The sequence below is a fragment of the Bacillus sonorensis NBRC 101234 = KCTC 13918 genome, assembly GCF_001592005.1.
GTDB lineage: Bacteria > Bacillota > Bacilli > Bacillales > Bacillaceae > Bacillus > Bacillus sonorensis.
This window is the reverse complement of the sequence record NZ_BCVZ01000002.1, coordinates 43,241-58,790: the sequence shown is the minus strand read 5'-3', so window position 1 is coordinate 58,790 and position 15,550 is coordinate 43,241. Positions and strand designations below refer to the sequence as shown.

15 protein-coding genes are annotated in these 15,550 nt (G+C 48.9%); 14 read left to right on the top strand and 1 reads right to left on the bottom strand.

The genetic code is table 11. The features are described from left to right. The first annotated feature begins 65 nt into the window (after positions 1-65). The 12 genes from coaBC to spoVM all read left to right on the top strand — a co-directional run bounded on the left by coaBC (position 66) and on the right by spoVM (position 12,797). On the top strand, positions 66-1,283 hold the full coding sequence (coaBC, locus tag BTR1S_RS02995) for a bifunctional phosphopantothenoylcysteine decarboxylase/phosphopantothenate--cysteine ligase CoaBC (RefSeq protein ID WP_029418520.1): 1,218 nt from the start codon (positions 66-68) through the stop codon (positions 1,281-1,283). Continuing rightward, a complete protein-coding gene (gene priA / locus BTR1S_RS02990) occupies positions 1,280-3,697 on the top strand; it encodes a primosomal protein N' (protein ID WP_029418519.1) in 2,418 nt (805 codons plus the stop codon). The genes coaBC and priA overlap by 4 nt, the downstream gene beginning before the upstream one ends. A gap of 27 nt (positions 3,698-3,724) precedes the next feature. Then, positions 3,725-4,207 carry a peptide deformylase gene (def, locus tag BTR1S_RS02985; protein WP_006638221.1) on the top strand — a complete coding sequence of 161 codons (483 nt, stop codon included), beginning with the start codon at positions 3,725-3,727 and terminating at the stop codon, positions 4,205-4,207. A gap of 4 nt (positions 4,208-4,211) precedes the next feature. After that, positions 4,212-5,165: a methionyl-tRNA formyltransferase gene (fmt, locus tag BTR1S_RS02980; RefSeq protein ID WP_006638220.1), complete on the top strand. Its 954-nt coding sequence runs from the start codon at positions 4,212-4,214 to the stop codon at positions 5,163-5,165. After that, the gene (gene rsmB, locus BTR1S_RS02975) at positions 5,152-6,504 is read left to right on the top strand and encodes a 16S rRNA (cytosine(967)-C(5))-methyltransferase RsmB (protein ID WP_029418518.1); all 1,353 of its coding nucleotides are present in this window, start codon (positions 5,152-5,154) and stop codon (positions 6,502-6,504) included. Before fmt ends, rsmB begins: the two co-directional genes overlap by 14 nt. Next, a complete protein-coding gene (rlmN, locus tag BTR1S_RS02970; protein ID WP_006638218.1) occupies positions 6,497-7,585 on the top strand; it encodes a dual-specificity RNA methyltransferase RlmN in 1,089 nt (362 codons plus the stop codon). Before rsmB ends, rlmN begins: the two co-directional genes overlap by 8 nt. A gap of 7 nt (positions 7,586-7,592) precedes the next feature. Continuing rightward, a complete protein-coding gene (prpC, locus tag BTR1S_RS02965; protein ID WP_006638217.1) occupies positions 7,593-8,357 on the top strand; it encodes a protein-serine/threonine phosphatase PrpC in 765 nt (254 codons plus the stop codon). Further along, complete coding sequence (pknB, locus tag BTR1S_RS02960) at positions 8,351-10,333, top strand: Stk1 family PASTA domain-containing Ser/Thr kinase (protein WP_006638216.1); 1,983 nt, start codon at positions 8,351-8,353, stop codon at positions 10,331-10,333. The genes prpC and pknB overlap by 7 nt, the downstream gene beginning before the upstream one ends. 12 nt (positions 10,334-10,345) lie before the next feature. Then, positions 10,346-11,227, top strand: coding sequence for a ribosome small subunit-dependent GTPase A (gene rsgA / locus BTR1S_RS02955; RefSeq protein ID WP_006638215.1), 882 nt, complete (start codon positions 10,346-10,348; stop codon positions 11,225-11,227). A gap of 3 nt (positions 11,228-11,230) precedes the next feature. Further along, on the top strand, positions 11,231-11,887 hold the full coding sequence (gene rpe, locus BTR1S_RS02950) for a ribulose-phosphate 3-epimerase (RefSeq protein ID WP_029418517.1): 657 nt from the start codon (positions 11,231-11,233) through the stop codon (positions 11,885-11,887). A gap of 84 nt (positions 11,888-11,971) precedes the next feature. Next, on the top strand, positions 11,972-12,616 hold the full coding sequence (locus BTR1S_RS02945; RefSeq protein WP_087962513.1) for a thiamine diphosphokinase: 645 nt from the start codon (positions 11,972-11,974) through the stop codon (positions 12,614-12,616). A gap of 100 nt (positions 12,617-12,716) precedes the next feature. Then, entirely contained in the window at positions 12,717-12,797 is an 81-nt protein-coding gene (spoVM, locus tag BTR1S_RS02940) for a stage V sporulation protein SpoVM (RefSeq protein ID WP_003221545.1), read from the top strand. Positions 12,798-12,884: 87 nt separating this feature from the next. Here the strand turns inward: spoVM and rpmB are convergent, their stop codons facing one another. Further along, positions 12,885-13,073 (bottom strand): 50S ribosomal protein L28, encoded by a 189-nt coding sequence (rpmB, locus tag BTR1S_RS02935; protein ID WP_006638212.1) that lies wholly within the window; start codon positions 13,071-13,073, stop codon positions 12,885-12,887. Positions 13,074-13,353: 280 nt separating this feature from the next. Between rpmB and BTR1S_RS02930 the strand changes: the two genes are divergently transcribed. Then, entirely contained in the window at positions 13,354-13,716 is a 363-nt protein-coding gene (locus BTR1S_RS02930; protein WP_029418516.1) for an Asp23/Gls24 family envelope stress response protein, read from the top strand. Between the two features lie 17 nt (positions 13,717-13,733). Then, on the top strand, positions 13,734-15,392 hold the full coding sequence (locus BTR1S_RS02925) for a DAK2 domain-containing protein (protein WP_006638210.1): 1,659 nt from the start codon (positions 13,734-13,736) through the stop codon (positions 15,390-15,392). Positions 15,393-15,550: the final 158 nt, after the last annotated feature.

Here is a 15,550-nt window from a genome sequence, read left to right as displayed (position 1 = left end):
AACCTATCCATTAGGTTGTTATTTTTTTCAGGGCCGTCTCACAAAAATGATAAGGGGGATAAAAGATGCTGAAAAACCGAAACATCTTGCTGTGCGTAAGCGGAGGGATCGCGGTCTACAAAGCGGCCGCATTGACGAGCAAGCTTGTGCAGGCAGGGGCAAATGTCAAAGTCATCATGACGAAATCCGCCTGTGAATTTGTTTCCCCGCTCACCTTTCAGGCGCTCTCGCGTCATGACGTGTATACCAATACATTTGAAGAGCCGGATCCGCGCGTCATCGCCCACATCGATGCTGCTGATTGGGCAGACCTTGTGATTGTTGCTCCGGCAACGGCCAATGTGATCGGAAAACTCGCCTCAGGCATCGCCGATGATATGCTGACGACGACGCTTTTGGCAACGACAGCGCCGGTATGGATCGCTCCGGCGATGAATGTCCATATGTATGGCCATCCGGCCGTCAAACGGAATATCGAGATTCTCCATCAAGACGGCTACCGGTTTATTGAGCCGAGTGAAGGGTACCTTGCATGCGGATATGTCGGCAAAGGCAGACTGGAAGAGCCGGAGCGGATCGTCGAATTGGCTGAAGAGTATTTTTCAGGCGGACAGACCGGGCCGCTGCACGGAAAACACGTTGTGGTCACAGCAGGTCCGACAAGAGAGAAAATCGATCCCGTCCGCTTTTTCTCAAACCGTTCGACAGGGAAAATGGGTTACGCCTTTGCTGAGGAAGCGGCAAGGCTCGGAGCCCGCGTGACATTGATTACCGGCCCGACGACGCTCGGAGATCCGGCAGGCGTCGATGTTGTCCATGTCCAATCAGCCGATGACATGTATCATGCGGTTTTATCTGTCTTCGAGGACAGCGATATTGTCGTGAAAACAGCGGCTGTTGCGGACTATACACCAAAAACCGTCCATGACCATAAAATGAAGAAGCAGGACGGCAGCCTGGTGATCGAGCTTGAAAGGACGAAGGATATTTTAAAAGAGCTCGGACAGCGGAAGACAAAGCAAATCCTGATCGGCTTTGCAGCGGAAACGCAGCAAGTGGAAGAATACGCCCGCAAAAAACTGGTATCGAAAAACCTCGATATGGTAGTCGCCAACAACATTGCGGCAGAAGGCGCCGGCTTTGGAACGGAAACCAATATTGTGACGGTTTATCATAAAAACGGAGAAAAGAAAGAACACCCTCTGATGACGAAACGGGAGGTCGCCGCAGAAATCTTGAAAGAAGCCGCAGAGCTTGCCGAACGGAGCGGAGCATCTTCATGAATTTTGCTGAAGTAATCGTCGATGTCACGACAAAGAATATGGACAGGCCGTTTGATTACCGCATCCCCGAGAAATGGAGAGGGATGATCCAAAAAGGAATGAGGGTGATCGTTCCTTTCGGCCCCCGGAAAATACAAGGGTTCGTCATCAATGTAAAAGAGACTTCAGAACTTAATGGGCGGACGGTCAAGGACATTGAGGAAATCCTTGACCTGACGCCCGTTTTGACGGAAGAGCTTCTCGAGCTGTCGGACTGGCTCACGGAAAAGACGCTTTCTTATAAAATCACGGCTTTGCAAGCGATGCTTCCGGCCGCGATGAAAGCGAAATACGCGAAAGAAATCAAAGTCATCGGAGATGAGCCGCTTCCAGAGCCATTAAAGAGCATGTTCTCAGCCAAAACGGCCCTATCTTATTCAGAGGTAGAAGATCACCGAACATTAAAGCTTATTCAGCGCCAGGTGCAAGCGGGAAACCTTGAAGTGACGTACAAGGTCAAGCAAAAAACGAGCAAGAAGATGCAGCGGACAATATCGGCCCTCTGCCCGAAAGCCGAGCTGAAAGAGGCGCTTGACGGACTTTCCCCGCAGGCTGTAAAGCAAAAAGCGATCCTCGAATATTTTATAGAGGGCGGGGAAGGGCTGACAGTGCCTGCCAAAGAACTTTTGGACAAAACCGGAGGGTCGTCCGCATCCTTAAAATCACTTTTAGAAAAAGGTCTGTTAATGGAAAGCGAGCAGGAGGTTTACAGAGATCCCTATCAGGACAGAATGTTCAAAAAAACCGAGCCGCTTCCGCTGACCGAAGACCAGGCGCATGCTTATGAAGCGATTATAGAAGCGGTGGAACACAATCGTCATGACGTGTTTCTTCTTCATGGTGTAACAGGAAGCGGCAAAACGGAAATCTATCTGCAATCGATAGAAAATGTGCTGAAGGCCGGAAAGGAAGCGATCGTCCTCGTTCCGGAAATTTCTCTGACCCCGCAGATGGTCCATCGTTTTAAAGGGCGGTTCGGCTCACAGGTAGCGGTGCTCCACAGCGGTCTTTCAACCGGAGAAAAATATGATGAATGGCGGAAAATCCACCGCAAGGAAGTCCGTCTTGTCGTAGGGGCGCGGTCGGCGATTTTCGCCCCTTTTGAAAATCTGGGCATGATCATCATTGATGAGGAACATGAAACATCCTATAAACAGGAGGAAATGCCGAGATACCATGCGAAAGAAGCGGCGATTAAACGGGCCGAATACCATCGGTGTCCGGTTGTCCTCGGGAGTGCAACGCCGACGCTTGAATCATTTGCAAGAGCAAAAAAAGGCGTGTACAAGCTTCTTTCCCTCAAACAGCGCGTCAACAGCCAGGTCATGCCGGATGTGTCTCTCGTCGATATGAGAGAGGAATTGAGAAGCGGAAACCGCTCGATGTTTTCCAAAGCGTTAATGGAAGAACTTGAAAAAACGCTGGAAAAAGGCGAGCAGGCGGTTCTGTTTTTAAACAAGAGGGGCTATTCCTCCTTTGTGATGTGCAGAGACTGCGGGTACGTCATCCAATGTCCGCATTGTGAAATTTCCCTGACATACCATAGATTCGGACAGCGCTTGAAATGCCACTACTGCGGCTTTGAAACGGGAATGCCGTCAAGCTGCCCGGAATGCAGAAGCGAGCATATCCGCTATTTTGGAACAGGGACGCAGCGGGTCGAAGAAGAATTGACGAAAATCCTTCCGGCAGCAAGAGTGATCCGCATGGATGTTGACACAACATCCAGGAAAGGGGCGCATGAAAAGCTGCTGACAGCCTTTGGAAAAGGAGAAGCCGATATTTTGCTCGGCACGCAGATGATCGCCAAAGGCCTCGACTTTGAAAACGTCACGCTCGTCGGTGTGCTGAGCGCAGACACAATGCTGCACATCCCGGATTTCAGGGCCGCTGAAAAGACGTTTCAGCTGATGACACAAGTCAGCGGGAGAGCGGGCCGCCATGAGAAGCCGGGCAGGGTGATCATCCAAACGTATACACCGTCACACTACAGCATTCAGCTGACGAAAACGCATGATTATGAAGCGTTTTTTCAGCAGGAGATGCTGCACAGAAGAGAACAGGCCTATCCGCCGTATTATTATTTGGCTCTTATCACCGTGTCCCACGAAGAGGTCGCCAAAACGGCTCTCGTCACAGAAAAAATCGCCCAATATTTAAAAGCGAACATTTCCAATGACGCAAAAATCCTCGGGCCTGTCGCTTCGCCGATCGCAAGGATCAAGGATAGATATCGCTACCAATGCGTGATAAAATACAAACAGGAAAACCAGCTTACATCTTTGCTGAAAAACATCATGGATCATTACAAGCGCGATATTGAACAAAAGCAATTGACGATATCGATCGATATGAATCCTTATATGATGATGTAGAATACAACCTGATGGAGGGCTTTTAGATTGACAGTAAAACCGATCGTGACGTACCCGGCGGCTGTTCTCGAAACACCTGCCGAGCCCGTTGCGGCTTTTGATAAATCATTAAAAAAACTACTTGATAACATGTATGATACAATGCTTGAACTGGACGGCGTCGGACTCGCCGCCCCGCAAATCGGCGTCTCCAAAAGAGCGGCCGTCGTCGATATCGGCGATGAAACGGGGAGAATCGACCTCGTCAATCCCGAGGTTCTCGAGGAACGCGGCGAGCAAACGGGGCCTGAAGGCTGTTTAAGCTTTCCTGATCTGTACGGTGAGGTCACGCGGTCCGACTATGTAAAAGTCCGGGCTTTCGACCGCCGCGGCAAGCCGTTTACCATTGAAGCGGAAGGCTTTTTGGCAAGAGCGCTGCTTCATGAAATCGACCATTTGGACGGCATTTTATTTACGTCAAAAGCAACGCGCTACTATGATGCGGAAGAACTTGAGGAAATGGAAGGATGATTGGATGACAAGGATTGTTTTTATGGGAACGCCGGATTTTTCCGTTCCTGTGCTTAACACGCTGATCAAAGACGGATATGACGTGGTGGGCGTCGTCACACAGCCCGACCGTCCGAAGGGCAGAAAAAAAGTGCTGACACCCCCGCCGGTCAAAGAAGAAGCACTGCGCCACGGCATCCCCGTGCTTCAGCCGGAAAAAGTGAGAGAGGAACAGGAGACGGACAAAATTCTTGAGCTCAAGCCGGATTTGATCGTAACAGCGGCTTTCGGGCAGATCCTGCCGAAAAAGCTGTTGGATTATCCGGCATACGGCTGCATCAATGTCCATGCTTCCCTTCTGCCTGAGCTTCGCGGAGGAGCGCCGATCCACTACGCCATCCTTGAGGGCAAACAGAAAACAGGCGTGACGATTATGTACATGGTCGAAAAACTTGATGCCGGAGATATGCTTTCAAAAGTGGAAGTTGACATCGAAGAGAATGATAATGTCGGCACGCTTCACGATAAACTGAGCAAAGCAGGGGCGGCGCTTCTTTCTGAAACGGTTCCGAAAGTCTTAGACGGCTCCGTGACTCCGGAAAAACAGGATGAAGAAAAAGCGACATATGCTCCAAACATTAAGCGGGAACAAGAGCGGATCGACTGGTCAAAGCCCGGTGAGGTTCTGTACAACCAAGTCCGCGGCTTGCATCCTTGGCCTGTCGCCTACACCACCCTCGGCGGACAAATCCTGAAAGTGTGGGCCGCGCAAAAGGTTCCCGCTGCAGAACAAGCCGAGCCGGGAGAGATCATCACGATTGAAAAAGACGGCATCGTGGTTGCGTCTGGAAACGGCACTGCGCTGAAATTAACGGAAGTGCAGCCGGCCGGCAAAAAAAGAATGAAAGGCGAAGACTTCGTCAGGGGAGCGGATCTTCAAGCCGGAATGAAATTAGGTCATGACGATGAAAAAAAGTAATGTCAGGGAAACCGCGCTCGATACATTGATTAAACTCGATCAGAATCAGGCATACAGCAACCTGCTGCTCCAATCTGTCATGAAAACAAACGACCTAAACGACAAAGACAGGGGCCTCTTGACAGAATTAGTATACGGAACCCTTCAAAACAAGCTTGCCCTCGACTATATGCTGAAACCGTTCATTAAGAAGCCGGAAAAGGTAAAGCCATGGGTCATTCACCTGTTGAGAATGTCGCTGTACCAAATGGAATATCTGGAGAAAATTCCGGATCGGGCCGCACTGTTTGAAGCCGTTGAAATCGCGAAAAAACGCGGCCATAAAGGAATTTCTTCATTTGTCAATGGGGTTTTGCGTTCAATACAGCGGGAAGGCGTTCCTTCATTTGCGGAAATTGACGATCCGGTTAAGCGTCTCGCGGTTGAAACAAGCCATCCGGAGTGGCTTGTCAAAGAATGGACTGACGCCTACGGGTTTGAAGCGGCCGAACAAATTTGCCGGATTCACATGATCCCGCCAAAGCAGACGATCCGCGTCAACAAGCTGAAACACGACAGGGAAACGATGCTGCACCGCTTGCGTGAGGCTGGCATCAAGGCGGAAGAAGGCGACCTTTCCCCCGACGGCTTGAAGCTGTTAAAAGGGACCATTGCAACAAGCCCGTTTTTCAAAGAGGGAGACGTGACCATCCAGGATGAAAGCTCGATGCTCGTTGCCAGGGCGCTCGGACCAAAACCGGGGGAAACCGTGCTTGATGCGTGCGCCGCTCCCGGCGGAAAATCGACCCATATCGGCGAACTTCTTGAAAACACCGGAAAAGTCGTTTCCCTTGATCTGCACCGCCATAAAGTGAAGCTGATCCAGGAAGCGGCCGGCCGTCTGGGACTTACCAATATTGACACCCGGGCAATGGATGCCAGGAAAGCGGCTGAAGCGTTTCAGCCGGAGCAATTTGACCGGATACTCGTTGACGCGCCATGCTCAGGGTTTGGCGTTATTCGCAGAAAGCCGGATCTCAAATACAGCAAAACACCAGAAGACAGCGCCCGCCTTGCCGGCATCCAGCTCGCGATTTTAAAAGAGATCGCGCCTTTGCTGAAAAAAGGCGGCACACTGGTCTACAGCACTTGCACGATGGACCGGACGGAAAATGAACAAGTCATGCGGGCTTTTTTAGAAGAACATGATGAATTTGAAGCTGACACGACGATACGAGAGCGGCTGCCGGAAAAAGCGGCGCCTTATGTGCAAGGCGGAAGCATTCAAATTCTTCCCCATTATTTCGGTACAGACGGCTTCTTTATCTGCAGCATGAGAAAGAGGGATCCCAATGATTGAATCAAAACGAAAAATAAGAAAAGAATTGCGGACTGAGAAACCGTCCATTTATTCTTTTGAAATAGATGACATCAAAAACTGGCTTGAAGAAAACGGTGAAAAGCCTTTCCGCGCAACACAAATATTTGAATGGCTTTATGACAAAAGAATCTCCTCATTTGATGAGATGACAAATCTTTCAAAAGAGCTTCGCACCAAGCTGAAAGAGCAGTTTGTCCTGACTACGCTGAAAACGGCCGTCAAGCAGACATCCCAGGACGGAACGATGAAATTTTTATTTGAACTTCATGACGGCTATACGATCGAAACCGTTTTAATGAGACATGATTATGGCAATTCTGTTTGTGTAACCACACAGGTCGGCTGCCGCATCGGCTGTACGTTTTGCGCGTCGACGCTCGGAGGTCTGAAACGGAACCTGGAAGCAGGGGAAATCGTCGCACAGGTTGTCAAAGTGCAGCAGGCCCTTGATGAAACAGATGAACGCGTCAGCTCAATCGTCATCATGGGAATCGGCGAACCGTTCGATAATTTCCAGGAGATGCTCGCATTTTTAAAAATCGTCAACCATGATAAAGGACTGAATATCGGCGCACGCCATATTACGGTTTCAACGAGCGGCATCATTCCGAAAATCTACGAATTCGCAGATGAAAAGCTGCAAATCAACTTCGCGATTTCGCTGCATGCGCCAAACACCGAAATCAGAAGCCGGCTGATGCCGATCAACAGGGCCTACAAGCTGCCTGAGCTGATGAAGGCTGTCGAATACTACATCAAGAAAACCGGCAGAAGGGTCACCTTTGAATACGGGCTTTTCGGCGGAGTCAATGACCAGGTTGAACACGCGGAAGAGCTCGCCGAACTGTTAAAAGGAATCAAATGTCACGTCAATTTAATTCCGGTCAACTATGTACCTGAACGAGACTATGTCAGAACACCTAAAGACCAGATTTTCGCCTTTGAAAAAACATTAAAGTCTCACGGAGTGAATGTTACGATCAGAAGAGAGCAAGGCCATGATATTGACGCTGCCTGCGGACAGCTTCGTGCAAAGGAGCGAAAAGAAGAGACGAGGTGAATCAAGGTTGAAGACAGCCTTAAAAACAGACAGGGGAAAAATACGCCAGCACAATGAAGATGATGCCGGCATTTTTACAGAAAAAGAGGATCGGGTGCTGGCTGTTGTTTGCGACGGGATGGGAGGCCATCTTGCCGGCGATGTGGCCAGCAGGATGGCGGTCTCCGCCCTTCGAGCCGTCTGGGAGCAGACGAAAGATATTCCGGCTTTGCCCGCTGAAAGCGAAGCATGGCTAAAGGAGCAGATTACCGCCGTCAACCAGAAAATTTTCGACCATTCCAGGGCGCATGAAGAATGTCAGGGAATGGGGACGACGGTCGTCTGTGCCTTATATACGGGGAAAACGCTGACGGTCGCCCATATCGGAGACAGCCGCTGCTATTTATTGCATAACGAAAGCTTCACACAGCTGACCGAAGATCATTCGCTTGTCAATGAACTTGTGCGGACGGGAGGGATTTCAAAAGAAGACGCCGAACATCATCCGCGGAAAAACGTGCTGACAAAAGCGCTCGGCACTGATCCAGAAGTGGCGGTTGAGGCCCATTCTTTTGAAATAGAGCCCGGGGACAAAGTCTTATTATGTTCTGACGGCCTGACGAACAAGGTGGATGATGAGAAGCTGAAAGAAATGCTTCAATCTGCATCTTCCCTGGAGGAAAAGGCGGAGCAGCTTGTTCAGATGGCAAATGACAACGGCGGCGAAGACAACATTACAGTTGCATTGTTGGAGCTCCCTTCTCACATTGAAGAAGGTGAAGACAAGTGCTAATCGGCAAACGGATCAGCGGACGTTACCAAATCCTGCGCGCCATCGGCGGAGGGGGAATGGCTAACGTTTATTTAGCTGAGGACATCATACTCGATCGGGAAGTCGCGATTAAAGTGCTGCGGTTTGACTTCGTTCATGACGCCGATTTTATCAGGCGCTTCAGAAGGGAAGCCCAGTCCGCTGCCAGTCTTGACCATCCGAATATCGTCAGCATCTATGATGTCGGAGAAGAAGATGACATCTATTATATTGTGATGGAGTACGTAGAGGGGATGACCCTGAAAGAATACATAAACAAATGCGGCCCCCTTCATCCAAAGGAAGCGGTCCAGATTATGGAACAGATCGTTTCCGCCATTGCGCACGCCCATGATAATCAAATTGTTCACCGGGATATTAAGCCGCACAATATCCTGATTGACCATATGGGACATATTAAAGTCACCGATTTCGGCATCGCCATGGCTTTAAGCTCAACGACCATCACACATACCAACTCTGTTTTGGGCTCTGTTCATTACCTCTCGCCTGAGCAGGCGAGAGGCGGCTTGTCTACGAAAAAATCGGATATTTATTCACTCGGCATCGTGCTGTTTGAGCTATTAACCGCACGGACGCCGTTTGAAGGAGAGTCCGCGGTCAGCATCGCGCTCAAACATTTGCAATCGGAAACGCCTTCAGTGAAAAGGTGGAATCCGGCCGTTCCGCAAAGCCTGGAAAACATCGTGCTGAAAGCGATGGCCAAAGATCCGTTTCACCGCTATGAGGCGGCTGAAGATATGGAAAGCGATCTGAAGACGGCTTTTGATCCGGACAGAGTGACTGAAAAGAAATTTACGATACCGTCGGATGATGAAATGACAAAGGCGGTTCCCGTCATCAGAGATCTGCCGGACAATGGCGCCGGTCAGCACGATGCAGACGGGGCGGACGAGCCGGGCGAAGGCCCGGTTTTAACGAAAAAAGAAAAAAAGAAAAAAGCAAAAGCGGACAAGAAGAAAAAAAGAAAGAAATGGCCGATCGTTTTATTGACGCTGTTTTTCATCCTTGTCACGTCCATGGTCCTGGCGGTCACGGTGTTTCCTTCGCTATTTATGCCAAAAGACGTGAAGGTTCCCGATGTAGCCGGCCTTGAGTACGAAGAAGCTGTCACCCTCCTTGAAGGAGACGGATTCGCAGTTGATCCGAATGCCGAAGACATTGCCGACGAAAAAATCGAAGAAGGGCTGATCGTCAAATCCGATCCGGCAGCCGGCGAAGTTGTCAAGGAAGGCGCGACAGTCAAGCTTTATAAAAGTTCGGGCAAGGAGAAAAAAGAGGTGGATGATGTCGTCGGCCAGAACATCGACGCCGCCAAAACGCTGCTTGAACAAAAAGGCTTTAAACATGTCACAACCGAAGAGGTTCATGACGACGAGGAAGCGGGGACTGTCATCGAGCAGCAGCCGTCAGCGGGAACGGAAATCGTTCCTGGCGATGATGAGGTGAAATTAAAGGTCAGTCTCGGTCCTGAGGATATTGCTTTACGGGATTTAAAAACATACAGCAAACAGGCGGCTTCAGGTTATCTCGATGATCATCAGCTGGTCCTGGTGGAAAAGGAGGAACATTCTGACGAGGTTCCCGAAGGCCAGGTCATTAAGCAGAAACCGGCGGCCGGGACGTCCGTCAAGCCCGGAGATAAAATCGAGGTCACGTTTTCTCTTGGACCTGAAAAAAAACCGGTCAAAACAGTGACCGAAAAAATCGATATTCCTTATGAGCCGGATACACCGGGGGAAGAGCTGGATGTCCAGATCTCGATCGATGATGCGGAACACAGCATCTCAGACTCCTATGAAAACTTTAAAATCACGGCGCCTGCCGAGCGAACGATCAAATTCAAGATTGAACCCGGCCAAAAAGGGTATTATCAAGTGACGGTGAACGATAAAGTAGTCAGGTCAAAAACGATTGAATATCCTGATGATGAATAAGGGAGGTGCAATATGCCTGAGGGCAAAATCATTAAAGCATTAAGCGGCTTTTATTATGTGCTGGACGGAGACAGCGTCATTCAGTGCAGGGGGAGAGGGATTTTCAGAAAAAACAAAGTCACTCCGCTGGTCGGCGATGATGTCGTCTACCAGGCTGACAACGATAAGGAAGGCTACCTTCTCGAGATTAAGGAAAGAATCAATGAATTGGTACGGCCGCCCATCAGCAATGTCGATCAGGCTGTCCTTGTATTTTCAGCAAAAGAGCCGAATTTCAGTACGTCGTTGCTGGATCGTTTCCTGGTGCTTGTCGAGGCAAAGGACATTCAACCGATCATCTGCATTACGAAAATGGATTTGGCTGAGGGTGAGATAGAAGACCAGATCCGGCGCTATGCCGAAGATTATCGGAAGATCGGCTACCATGTTTATTTAACATCAACCAAACACGGAAGCGGCATAGAAGAGATTATTCCTCATTTTAAAGACAGCATTACCGTTTTTGCCGGCCAGTCCGGCGTGGGGAAATCTTCCCTTTTGAATGCGATCAGCCCGGACTTGGAATTGAAAACCGCCGGCATTTCCGCCTACCTTGGAAGAGGAAAGCATACGACGCGCCATGTCGAACTGATTCATACGGGCGGCGGTCTTGTTGCAGATACGCCGGGCTTCAGTTCACTCGAGTTTACGGGAATTGAAGCCGAAGATCTGGGATATACATTTTTGGAAATCGGCGAAAAGAGCGCAGAATGCAAATTCCGCGGGTGCCTGCATATAAAAGAGCCGAATTGCGCCGTTAAAAAAGCGGTGGAAAGCGGAGACATCCCTTCATACCGCTATGACCATTATGTTGAATTTTTAACAGAGATAAAAGATAGAAAGCCGAGGTATTAAGATATGGTATATGTTGCTCCTTCGATTCTTTCAGCTGACTTTGCCCGTTTAGGAGAAGAAATTAAAGATGTCGATCAAGGCGGCGCTGATTTCATCCATATTGATGTGATGGACGGACATTTTGTTCCAAACCTGACGATCGGCCCGCTCGTTGTCGAAGCGGTTCGTCCGATCACAAAACTGCCGCTCGATGTCCACTTGATGATTGAACAGCCTGATCGTTATATTCCCGCCTTTGCAAAAGCGGGTGCAGACATTCTTTCCGTTCATGTTGAAGCCTGTCCCCATCTCCATCGGACGATCCAGCTGATCAAGGAACAAGGCGTCAAAGCGGGAGTCGTGTTAAATCCTCATACGCCTGTTCAACAGATTGAACATGTGCTGGAGGACCTTGACCTTGTATTATTGATGACGGTCAATCCGGGCTTTGGCGGACAATCGTTCATATCTTCGGTTGTTCCGAAAATCAGGCAAGTCAAGGAACTTGCCGAAGAGAAAGAGCTTTCCGGGCTTTTGATCGAGGTTGACGGCGGCGTCAACAAAAAGACGGCGGCGCAATGTATCGAAGCGGGCGCGAACCTGCTTGTGGCAGGCTCTGCAATATACAATGAAAAAGACCGGAAAAAAGCTATTTCCGAAATAAAAGGAGCGCTTGACTAAAAATGTTCGGGCGCATTCAGCCAAAAAAAGAGCCGGCCATTCGCTGTGCTCTTTTTTAGAACGGGCTAAAGAAAGGATACACCCATCATGAACATCAATATTGTGGCCGGAGGGCCCGAGCATCTCATCCCGGATTTGTCTCGGTACCGCGAAAAGGATGCATTTTGGATCGGCGTCGACAGGGGCGCTGTGACACTTTTGGATAGAGGAATCATTCCGGATGAAGCATTCGGCGATTTTGACAGCATCACACCGGAGCAAAAGCAAGCCATTGAAGAAGCCGCACCCCGCCTCCATATCTATCAAGCCGAGAAGGACAAGACGGATTTGGATCTGGCTCTCAGCTGGGCTGTCAAGCAGGAACCGGCATTCATCAGGATGTTCGGCATCTCGGGAGGCAGAGCCGATCATTTTCTCGGAAATCTGCAGCTGCTTCATCAAGCGGCAGAGAGCAGGATCAACGCGGTGATGATCGACCGCCAAAACACGATCAGCTTGTTTCCCCCCGGTTCTTATACCGTTACACGCGATCAGACGAAGCCTTATATTTCATTCCTGCCGTTTACAGAAACGGTCAAAAACCTTTCTCTCGAAGGATTTAAGTATTCTTTAAATAAGTGTCATATTGCACTTGGTTCTACACTATGTATTAGTAACGAACTCATCCGATCACAAGGTGCTTTTTCGTTTACAGAAGGCATATTAATAATGATAAGAAGCACTGATTAAAATATCCTGGCTGCCCGCTTGAGCGGATGCTTAGGGATCCGGTTGTCAGAAAAGACCTGGCGATACATGCGGTTTGCGGGACTCTTGAGGAGGGAACGGAATGAAATTTTATACGATTAAATTACCGAAATTTTTGGGGGGAATTGTCCGGGCAATGCTGGGCTCGTTTCGCAAAGATTGACATTCGCCCAGGTTCCCGGACCAAAAAAGAATGTAAAAACGCCTGCCCTAAACAACAAAGTCGCTTTGGGCAGGCGTTTATTTTGTCTTATACACGCTCAACTTTTCCAGATTTCAAAGCTCGAGCAGATACATATACTTTTTTAGGCTTGCCGTTCACAAGAATACGCACTTTTTGAACGTTGGCGCCCCAAGTGCGTTTAGAAGCGTTCATTGCGTGAGAACGAGCATTGCCAGAACGTGTTTTTCTGCCTGTAACAACGCATTTACGTGCCATTTGTTTCCCTCCTAACTCTCAAAAAAACATCATCATTCTTTATCATTTGATCATTTGTGATGCTTCAGATACTTTAATAATTTAACACAGCTGAAAACCGTTTGCAACTATTGATTACTCTCCTTTCAAGAATAATTCCTTGACAACTTGAAAAATTACCCCCGCTGTAGTATAAGTAGGGTTGGGTCTAGAGGGAAGCTTACCTGTTCTTTAAAAAAGAAGGTCCTTATAGTAGAATGATGATAACTCGGTCAAAGAGACTCAAAAAGGAGGAACCGACGTGTCCATTGAATTTCGAACAAAATACGGACAGATTGATATATCAAATGAAGTCATCGCCATGGTTGCCGGAGGGGCGGCGATTGACTGCTACGGGATCGTAGGTATGGCATCCAAGAACCAAATTAAAGACGGGCTGACTGAAATCCTCAGAAAAGAGAACTTCAGCCGGGGCGTTATTGTTCGTCAGGAAGAAGACCGCATTCACATTGACATGTACATCATCGTCAGCTACGGAACAAAAATTTCTGAAGTGGCGCACAATGTTCAAACAAAAGTCAAATACACGCTGGATCAGACAACAGATCTCGCAGTTGATTCCGTAAACATTTATGTACAAGGAGTACGAGTGACGAACCCGTAGTTAGGAGGAAAACAAGAGTGTCTATACGAAACTTAGATGGGAAGGCCTTTGCAGAAATGGTTCTGTACGGAGCGCGCCATCTGTCCCAAAACGCAAATGTGGTTGATGCGTTAAACGTTTTTCCTGTTCCGGACGGAGATACAGGAACAAATATGAATTTATCGATGACATCCGGTGCAAAAGAAGTGGAGCAAATCGATACGGAAAATATCGGCAAAGTGGCTGCAAGCCTTGCAAAAGGGCTGCTGATGGGAGCGCGTGGAAATTCGGGCGTTATTTTATCGCAGCTGTTCAGAGGTTTTGGAAAGTCGATCGAACAGAAAAGCAAAATCGACGCAAAGGAATTTGCCGCTGCGTTTCAGGCCGGAGTCGACACCGCCTATAAAGCGGTCATGAAACCTGTAGAAGGTACGATTTTGACGGTTGCGAAAGACGCTGCCAAAAAAGCTGTGGACACCGCTCAAACTGAAACCGATATCATCGCTGTCATGGAAGCCGTTGTCCGCGAAGCGGAGGCTTCACTGGAGCGGACGCCGGAGCTTCTGCCTGTTTTGAAGGAAGTCGGCGTTGTTGACAGCGGGGGCAAAGGACTGCTGTTTGTATATGAAGGATTTCTTGCTTCTTTAAAAGGAGAAAAGCTTTCAGAAAAGGTGGCGCTTCCATCGCTGGACGACCTCGTCAGCGCCGAACATCATAAAAACGCTCAAAGCCATATGAACACGGAGGACATCGAATTCGGCTATTGCACGGAATTCATGGTAAAGCTTGATCAGGACAAAAAAAGCTTTAAAGAAGACGCATTCCGCCAGGATTTAAGCCGCTTCGGAGATTCGCTGCTCGTCGTTTCCGACGAGAACCTTGCAAAAGTGCACATTCATGCTGAATATCCGGGAGAAGTCCTGACGTATGCGCAAAAGTACGGCAGTCTGATCAATATGAAAATCGAAAATATGAGAGAACAGCACAGCGCGATTCTCAGCCAGTCCAAGCAAGAAGCCGTCAAGGCCCCTGCTGAAAAACAGCCGTACGGCATTGTCACCGTGGCGATGGGCGAAGGAATTGCCGAACTTTTCAAAAGCATTGGCGCCACAGCCGTGATAGAGGGCGGCCAGACGATGAATCCGAGCACAGAAGACATCGTGCAGGCGATCCGGGATGCCAATGCGGATACAGTCGTGATTCTGCCGAATAATTCAAACATCGTCATGGCGGCCAACCAGGCGGCTGATGTCGCCGATCAAAACGTGATCGTCGTCCCGACAAAGACCGTTCCCCAAGGAATGGCCGCATTGCTTGCATTTAATCCGGCCGCAAACGCGGAAGAAAATGAAGCAAATATGCTTGAAGCGACCACTCATGTCAAAAGCGGACAAATCACATACGCCGTCAGAGATACGAACATCGACGGCATCGACATCAAAAAAGGCGACTTTATGGGCATTTTAAATGGAAAGATCGTTGAAACCGCGGCCGAACAATTAACGGCAGCGAAAAAGCTGATAGCGGAAATGGTCGATGAGGACACTGAAATCGTAACGATCATTAAGGGAGAAGATGCTTCAGAAGAAGAAGCCGAAGAGCTCGCCGGCCATATCAGCGAAGCATTTGAAGATGTTGAAGTGGAAATTCACGACGGAAAACAGCCGCTGTATTCGTATATTTTGGCTGCGGAATAATGATTGAGCAGAAGGGTGTTTTGAAAAGCCCTTCTCTTCTTTTGGCTTTTTTTAAGAGTATTCGCGCTGCTTGCCAATTGATGATTGATCGATTAGTCTAAAAAAAACGGCTGTTTTCTGCCGCGCATCACGGTGAAATCTGTGAAACATAAAAGGGG

What these genes read in the sequence shown, in the direction of transcription:
- coaBC (WP_029418520.1), top strand. Translation starts at nt 66, where the DNA reads ATGCTGAAAAACCGAAACATCTTGCTGTGCGTAAGCGGAGGGATCGCG.
- priA (WP_029418519.1), top strand. Translation starts at nt 1,280, where the DNA reads ATGAATTTTGCTGAAGTAATCGTCGATGTCACGACAAAGAATATGGAC.
- fmt (WP_006638220.1), top strand. Translation starts at nt 4,212, where the DNA reads ATGACAAGGATTGTTTTTATGGGAACGCCGGATTTTTCCGTTCCTGTG.
- rsmB (WP_029418518.1), top strand. Translation starts at nt 5,152, where the DNA reads ATGAAAAAAAGTAATGTCAGGGAAACCGCGCTCGATACATTGATTAAA.
- rlmN (WP_006638218.1), top strand. Translation starts at nt 6,497, where the DNA reads ATGATTGAATCAAAACGAAAAATAAGAAAAGAATTGCGGACTGAGAAA.
- rsgA (WP_006638215.1), top strand. Translation starts at nt 10,346, where the DNA reads ATGCCTGAGGGCAAAATCATTAAAGCATTAAGCGGCTTTTATTATGTG.
- rpe (WP_029418517.1), top strand. Translation starts at nt 11,231, where the DNA reads ATGGTATATGTTGCTCCTTCGATTCTTTCAGCTGACTTTGCCCGTTTA.
- spoVM (WP_003221545.1), top strand. Translation starts at nt 12,717, where the DNA reads ATGAAATTTTATACGATTAAATTACCGAAATTTTTGGGGGGAATTGTC.
- rpmB (WP_006638212.1), bottom strand. Translation starts at nt 13,073, where the DNA reads ATGGCACGTAAATGCGTTGTTACAGGCAGAAAAACACGTTCTGGCAAT.